6 protein-coding genes are annotated in these 7,462 nt (G+C 42.1%); 1 reads left to right on the top strand and 5 read right to left on the bottom strand.

Going from position 1 to position 7,462, the window contains the following annotated elements; genetic code table 11:
- From metH to PX481_RS15955, 5 genes are all read right to left on the bottom strand, one after another.
- On the bottom strand, window positions 1-3,371 hold a 3,371-nt coding region (metH, locus tag PX481_RS15975; RefSeq protein ID WP_288094959.1), incomplete at its 3' end, for a methionine synthase.
- 222 nt (window positions 3,372-3,593) lie between these two features.
- Window positions 3,594-4,724, bottom strand: coding sequence for a SpoIID/LytB domain-containing protein (locus tag PX481_RS15970; protein ID WP_288094957.1), 1,131 nt, complete (start codon window positions 4,722-4,724; stop codon window positions 3,594-3,596).
- A gap of 343 nt (window positions 4,725-5,067) precedes the next feature.
- The gene (locus PX481_RS15965; RefSeq protein WP_287693992.1) at window positions 5,068-5,688 is read right to left on the bottom strand and encodes a type I restriction endonuclease; all 621 of its coding nucleotides are present in this window, start codon (window positions 5,686-5,688) and stop codon (window positions 5,068-5,070) included.
- Between the two features lie 236 nt (window positions 5,689-5,924).
- Window positions 5,925-6,287: a DUF5615 family PIN-like protein gene (locus tag PX481_RS15960; protein ID WP_288027164.1), complete on the bottom strand. Its 363-nt coding sequence runs from the start codon at window positions 6,285-6,287 to the stop codon at window positions 5,925-5,927.
- Window positions 6,265-6,615: a DUF433 domain-containing protein gene (locus tag PX481_RS15955; protein ID WP_002798844.1), complete on the bottom strand. Its 351-nt coding sequence runs from the start codon at window positions 6,613-6,615 to the stop codon at window positions 6,265-6,267. Before PX481_RS15955 ends, PX481_RS15960 begins: the two co-directional genes overlap by 23 nt.
- Window positions 6,616-6,905: 290 nt before the next feature.
- Here PX481_RS15955 and PX481_RS15950 point away from each other — a divergent pair, with 290 nt between their 5' ends.
- Window positions 6,906-7,112, top strand: coding sequence for a PIN domain-containing protein (locus PX481_RS15950; RefSeq protein ID WP_288094954.1), 207 nt, complete (start codon window positions 6,906-6,908; stop codon window positions 7,110-7,112).
- Window positions 7,113-7,462 lie beyond the last annotated feature (350 nt).

Genomic DNA, 7,462 nt, shown 5'->3' with positions numbered 1-7,462 from the left:
TGTTGCTGTATATCGCGGATATTATCGGGATCGAACTCTGCGAAACCTAACTCGCGACGGATGCGGGTGTGGGTCCATTCGGCCATGGCTTCGGCGGTTTGCACAGCCATGCCGTGATAATAGAGGTATTCGGTATATTCGTTGGCATCAAAGAGAGATTTAGCGTATTCCGTGGCGATTTCCCCCACTGTCACCGCTTGCATCGGGAAAACGTCGATGATACCGGATTCCTGCGGGGCGAAAAAGTCAGCAATACAGAGACGACGACCGGATTTCTGGCGCGGAAACTCAAAAATGGCGATCGGTTGCAGATTTTCGGGTTTTTCGCCCGCTTGTATCGATTCGGGATCGTAAATTAAGAGGGAATTACCGGACGACTGACAGGGAAAATAACCATAAATTAATGTGGGGTTTAGTAAATTTTCCTTGACAATTTTCTCTTTCCATGCTGCTAGAATTGGATGAACTTTTTCCTGTAAAAACTGGTCGTATTCTTGCTTCGATTGGCTTTTTGGTTTGCGGAATTGCCATTGACCGACAAATAAAGCTTGTAGATCTAAATACCAGAAAACCTCCTCGATGGGAATTTCTGCTGCTGTTAATATTTTAGTACCCCAGAAGGGCGGTGTTGGTCGGGGAATATCAACTGCCACCGCTTCGGACCGACGGGTATCAATAACTAATTCTTGGTTGACGCTGCCATCGGTAAAAATAGTATCGGGATTAACCTTTAATTCTTCGGCAACAACCGGGCTTTTTTCTGCCTCGGCACACTCCGCTAAAAAGCCTTTACTATCATCCCATTGACCCCCAGCTTTAGCGGGCATTAATTTATCCATAAAATGCAGGTCAGAAAAGGCATCTTTACCATAGATAACCTGTCCCTTATAGGTTTTTTGACAGTCATCATGGACAAATTTGGGGGTTAAAGCTGCCCCGCCAAGGATAACAGGAACGGTGATTCCTTTTTCGTTAAAAACCTCTAGATTTTCCTTCATAAAAGCCGTTGATTTCACCAATAAACCGCTCATAGCGATACAATCGGCTTTATGTTCTTGGTAGGCTTCGATGATATTTTCTACGGGTTGTTTAATGCCCAAATTAATCACCTTATAGCCGTTATTTGTCAAGATAATATCAACTAAATTTTTACCAATATCGTGAACATCCCCTTTAACTGTTGCGATAATAAAAGTCCCTTTGGCATTATTATCCCCCTCTTTTTTCTCCATAAAGGGTTCTAAAAAAGCAACAGCTGCTTTCATAGTTTGGGCAGATTGGAGAACAAAAGGTAACTGCATTTGTCCTGAACCAAATAACTCACCCACTACCTTCATCCCATCCAAGAGGAAAATATTAATAATATCTAGGGGTGGATAGTCCTGTAAAGCTTGCTTTAAAGCCTCTTCCAGTCCCAATCTTTCCCCATCAATAATATGCTGTTTTAAGCGTTCCTCCACGGGTAAATTAGCATTACTAGAGGGGTCTTTTTTAGTAGTTTTCCCCGCAAATAATTCGGTTAATTTGGTCAGGGGATCATAAACACATATATCGCCATCAAAACGACGATTATCATAGATTAAATCCCGACAAATTTGCTGATATTCTGGTTCAATTTTTGCCAGAGGAAGAATTTTATTAGCGCTGACGATTGCCCCATCCATCCCCACCTGCATCGCTTCGTTGAGGAAGACGGAATTTAATACCTGACGCGCTGCCGGATTCAAGCCAAAGGAGATATTAGACACACCTAAAAGAATGTGACATTCTGGCAATTCTTGGCGAATTCGGCCCATTGCTTCGATGGTAGCCTTGCCATTTTCTCGGTCTTCTTCGATACCGGTAGAAATCGGTAAAGCTAGAGGATCAAAAAAGATTTCGTAGGGAGGAATTCCGTATTCTATCGCCGCATAATAGGCCCGTTTAGCTATCTGGAATTTTTTCTCGGCAGTGCGTCCCATTCCTTCTTCATCAATGGTTCCAATTACTACCCCCGCGCCGTATTTTTTCGCTAAATCCAAGACTTGATAAAAACGCGGTTCCCCGTCTTCGTAGTTAGTAGAGTTGAGGATACATTTACCCCCCGCTACTTTTAACCCCGCTTCCATTTTTTCCCATTCGGTGGAATCTAACATTAAAGGTAGGGTGACATTATTAACTAAACGAGAGGCTAATTGGTGCATATCGCGCACCCCATCCCGGCCCACATAATCGACGTTGACATCGAGAATATGCGCTCCTTCTTTTACCTGAGCTTTCGCCATCGATACTAAACTATCCCAGTCTTCAGCATTGAGAAGTTCCCGACATTTTTTAGAACCACTGGCGTTTAATTTTTCCCCGACAATAAGGAAAGAATTATCTTGAATATAGGGTTGGGTACTATAAATAGAAGCGGCGGAGGGTTCATAATGATAATGACGAGATTTCGGAGTTAAACCCTGACTTAGTTCCGCTAAAGCTTGGATATGGTCGGGACGAGTACCACAACAACCGCCGATAATTTGTACTCCCAAATCTTCGATAAAGTGCATTAAAGCCATTTTTAATTCTACGGGAGTGAGGCGATAGTGCGCTTGACCGCCGACATTTTCCGGTAAACCAGCATTAGGAATACAAGAAACAATAAAAGGGGAATTTTCCGAGAGATATTTAATATGGGGTTTCATCAAATCGGGACCGGTGGCGCAGTTAAGTCCCAAAATATCGATTTTATAGGGTTGTAAAATAGAGACAACGGCGTTAATTTCCGTTCCTACTAACATCGTTCCCATGGTTTCCATCGTCACTGAAACCATTAGGGGCAATCGTTGACCTTTTTGCTGAAATACTTCTTCAATAGCATTTAAAACCGCTTTAATTTGCAGGACATCCTGACAGGTTTCTACTAATAATAAATCTGCCCCGCCATCGTACAGACCCTCTACCTGTTCCACATAGGCATTTTTGAGCGTATCAAAGTCAATATGACCCAAAGTGGGCAGTTTTGTCCCCGGCCCCATGGAACCCGCCACAAAACGGGGTTTTTCGGGGGTAGAGTATTTATTAGCGCAAGCCTTGGCCAGTTCGGCGGCGGTTTTGTTGAGATAATAGGCTTGATCGGCTAAATCGTACTCGGCTAAAACTATCGAGGTTCCCCCGAAGGTGTCGGTTTCAATCACATCCGCACCCACGGCTAAAAAGGCTTCGTGGACTTTGGCTACGGCGCTAGGTTTAGTATGGACAAGATACTCGTTACAACCTTCGTATTCTGCCCCACCAAAGTCCTCGGCCGTCAGATTTTGGCTTTGTAGGGAAGTTCCCATCGCCCCATCAAAGACGAGGACGGGATGCTTGGGGCCGTTGAGGTAGTCGAGAAAGGGGCTATTCATAGAGAGATTTACTGCTATAGCATTTTGAAAGTTTATTGTAATACGGTTACTAGAAATCTGCTATGGTCGGCATTTCAGTGATCAGTGATCAGTTATCAGTGATCAGTTATCAACTAGAAGAAACAGGTCGGCAAGCTGTTGGGAATTTTAGTACAAATGCTCAACTATTTCTCCCTGCTATAGTCAACAGCCTAGCACCAGCGATCGAGAAAGCCAATCAATCTAATTTTGTAGAACTAGACGGGCTAAACCAACTCCGGGATAATAATTACCGAGAATTTGTTGATAATCTAGGCCTTTTTCCGCTAATTTATAAGCCCCAGTTTGACTCATGCCGCGACCACCGTGGGCCCAAGCGACAATTTCATCGGTGGCAGCATAAAGAGACTCGACTACACCCCCTTTATAGCTGAGAATCTGCCCAGCAGTGGCATTAACCGCTTGGTGAGTCGATTGATACTCCGAGCGAATGCCTTTATATACCTGCCAGCGTTGGCTATTGCCCAGATGAAACCAAGCATTAGCGGGGCGGATTATATGTACTAGGGCGTAGGAACGAGCGGCGATCGCCTGTGCCTTTAAAGCGTGCATTGGCGCAGTGGAGTGCATTTCACTACCCACCACACTATAGAGATAGGCCTCTAAATTAACATGATTGACCACTAACAAGCGATCGCCTTGGGCGACAAGGAGGATTTTGCCCCGATACCAACTATCATCCACATAAACTAAACCATCGGCACTGGTGGGCTGCACAAAAATCACCTCTGGCAGCGATAAATCGCCCATTTTTAAGCCATTGGCACTGGCAATGACCGGTAAACCCTCGTTAGTGGCAATCGTTTTTAAACCGCGACCTTGGCGATCGGTGATCACCGCCGGCCCGTTAACTCCAATCAAAACACTGGCCACATCCCTTTTAATCGCCACGCGAATTTCTAGGACCGGCGGCGTATAATTAGCGGGAACCGCTAAAGGTTGTCTAGTTACCGGTTTGGCTGCGGCAGCGGGGGCAGTATTAGGGGAAGTATTAGGGGAAGTTTGAACCGATGGCGCTAATTTTTTCGGTGCCAAGGGGGAAGATTGGGGAGAGGGGGATAGTTTCGGCGATGGTGCGGTTAAGGGTGCGATCGGAGATGGGATAATAGGAGCAGGGGAGGCAGCAGTCTCTAGATTTGCCTGCGGTTGCGGGGTTTCTGGTTTTTCCTTGGCTAAATAAGTTAGGAGAATTGGCGTAAAAGTGGCGATCGACAGCAAAGGAACGGCACAATGACGCAGCAGGGAAAAATAGGTACTAGCAGCAAATTTCACTTTAATCACACCATCTTTAATTTTCTTATCTAACTTTACCATTCCCCTCTCAGGCCGGGCAATTCTAGAGAAAAACTCTCGTATTCTTGAGCTTGTTAGGACAAATAAGGCTGAAATAGTCAAGAAAAGCCGAAAAAATCCTGATAATTTTTATTTATGCCTACTGATTTGTTCCTTGCAGAGCAAATTATACAACAGAGGGAAATAGGAGAGTAATGATTCTGTAGGTACTGATTAAGTAGGTAGGCGTTAAAAATCATCAGATACCCCCCTTATCAAGGGGGGATTAAGGGGGGATCGGCACCCCCCTTATCAAGGGGGGCGGGGGGGATCGAACCTAAAATCCATTTTTAATTTAATTGTAACCAGCTACTTATCTCCATACTCAAATTAGTTGACAGAGATGTTTCAGGATTTTGAGAACTTCATATAAATCCCCCGGATTTCTCATGGCAAATAAACGAGAGGTTCCGTATAAAGGTTTACCGTCCCATAATAATTTAACAAATAAAAACTCGGAACCATTGGTCAACATTCCATAATTAGGACGGTTTGGATGAGGATTGACCATTAAATAAGCTAATAATTGCGGTAAACCTACTTCAACAGAATAAATAACCCGTTTTGATTCAATAATCATTACCCATAATTGCTCTTTTAGAATTAAAGTATCTAACCTTCCTTTAATTATTAAATCTTGATCTTCTGTAATAATTTCAACGGACTCTTCTGCTTTAATCTGAAAGGGAAATAGATAAAAGTTACCAATAAATAATAATGGGTCTAAAACCGTCATCCTCACCGAAGTTTCCAAAAAGGGAGGATAATTTAATAAGTTAAAATAACCTGTTTTGATTTTATCTAACAATTCTTTTTCTTGTTCAGAGATTGCTTCTAGGTCTTGCTGCCATTCCCCAAAAAAATGCTCATCTTCTATAAACTCTAGTTGAAAATGATTAATTAAATCTCTGAGAGTGACTTCTTTTGCTTGTAAAATTTGAACCATATTTACCACCTTAATTAAGACTTACGTTAACTGAATTGATAGCCGCAAACACGCACCCTGCGCCCAAACAATCCCTACGCCCAAAACCCATCCTAACCCTCCAGCAAACCCCGCACCTCCTCAATCCCAATCCTCAAAATATCAGCCACAGCAACGAAAATCTCCTCATCAAACCGGGTTCGTAGCGATCGTGAATTGGGATTCTTAGTTATTTTAATAAGATTATTTCAATTTGATCAGGTTAACGGTAAATGAATAATTTGGTTTTCATATTCATTGTCAAAAGAGCCTTTAGCAATTACAATTAATTCTAACAAATTATCACCAACACTTAAATCTTGATTGAGAATAAAAATTCCAGGAACATGACGATTTTGCCTGAAGTGAGCTATTAAATGAACGGGCATAGAGGCACGATTATCTGTCACTAAAATAAAACCCATTACCTCACACCAAATCAAAATTTCTGCATCTAATGTACCTAATTTTGGTGTATCTGGTTCACCAACTACTCGAACAATGATTTCTGGTTCTCGGCGACGCAATTGTTGAGGATACACCGAATTAACATTTTCATCAATTAAATATTTCAGTGTCATTAGCTTGCTGTTTGGCTGTTATTTCAGCTTTCAATTTTCTCAGTCGTTCAACCGAAGGCGGAGGATTTTTTTGCTGTTCTTCTCGCATTTTTCTTCCCCATTCTAGCCAGTCGGTGATGTATTGACTCACTTTTTCTTTTTCATGAAGATAATAAAGAATCGTCGCATATACCTGTTCTAGGGTTAAAGACGGATAAGTATTGGCAATTTCTTCGGGAGTTCTCGCTTGGTAAATAAAATCGTATAAAATGGTTTCAATACCGATGCGGGTTTCTTTTAGTCGGATATCGTTAGGGGCAAGAAAATTAAAATAGTCTTCGAGTTGCATGAGTTATCCTAATTGAAGATTCAAACTTCACTTTGTTTTCTAAGTAACATTGTTATCTTAATTATACTTGATCGTTGCCAAATAGTGCGATCACCTTGGTTTCTTAATTATTGACCTCTCCCCTAGACCCTCTCCTACAAGGAGAGAGGAGAAAGATTTAGCGAAGAGAGCGCAACAACAAACCTGGTTCGTTATTCCCCCCTTCCCTCCCAGGGAAGAGGAGTTAGGGGGGTTAGGTCAAACCCATCAACTATCATGATAGAATAAAAAAGCGAGATAGAGAAATTATAATGATTAGAGTTTATGCAGATACATCAGTATTTGGTGGTGTTTTTGATGATGAATTCCGAGAGGAAAGCCTAACTTTTTTTGAGCTAGTTAGAGGAGGTAAACTAAAACTGATAACTTCTTCAGTTGTTTTAAGAGAAATTGAACCTGCTCCTGAGAAGGTTCGACAATTTTTTTGCAGAGGTTATAACCTATACAGAGTTAGTTGAAATTACTGAATCTGCTTTACAACTGAGGCAAGCTTATATTGATTATGGTGTGGTGACTCAGAAATCAATGTTAGATGCGCTTCATGTTGCTTTAGCAAGTGTTGCTGGATGTACCATGATTGTCAGTTGGAACTTTAAGCATATCGTCCATTTTCCAAAAATTCCTCTTTACCGAGCGATTAATGTAATCAAGGGATATTCACAGCTAGATAGGGCTTGCTGAATAAATCTAAAAACCTTGTTGGATAAGACTTTTGGACTTTTTTCCCCTCAAAAAGTACCAGATATGGGAGTGATCAGGGGGAAATTCAGGGACTTTTTCCCTGAAAATTAGGTAATTGACCCCCTCA

The organism is Microcystis sp. M53603_WE2 (assembly GCF_030065435.1).
This window is presented reverse-complemented; position numbering and strand designations above follow the sequence as displayed.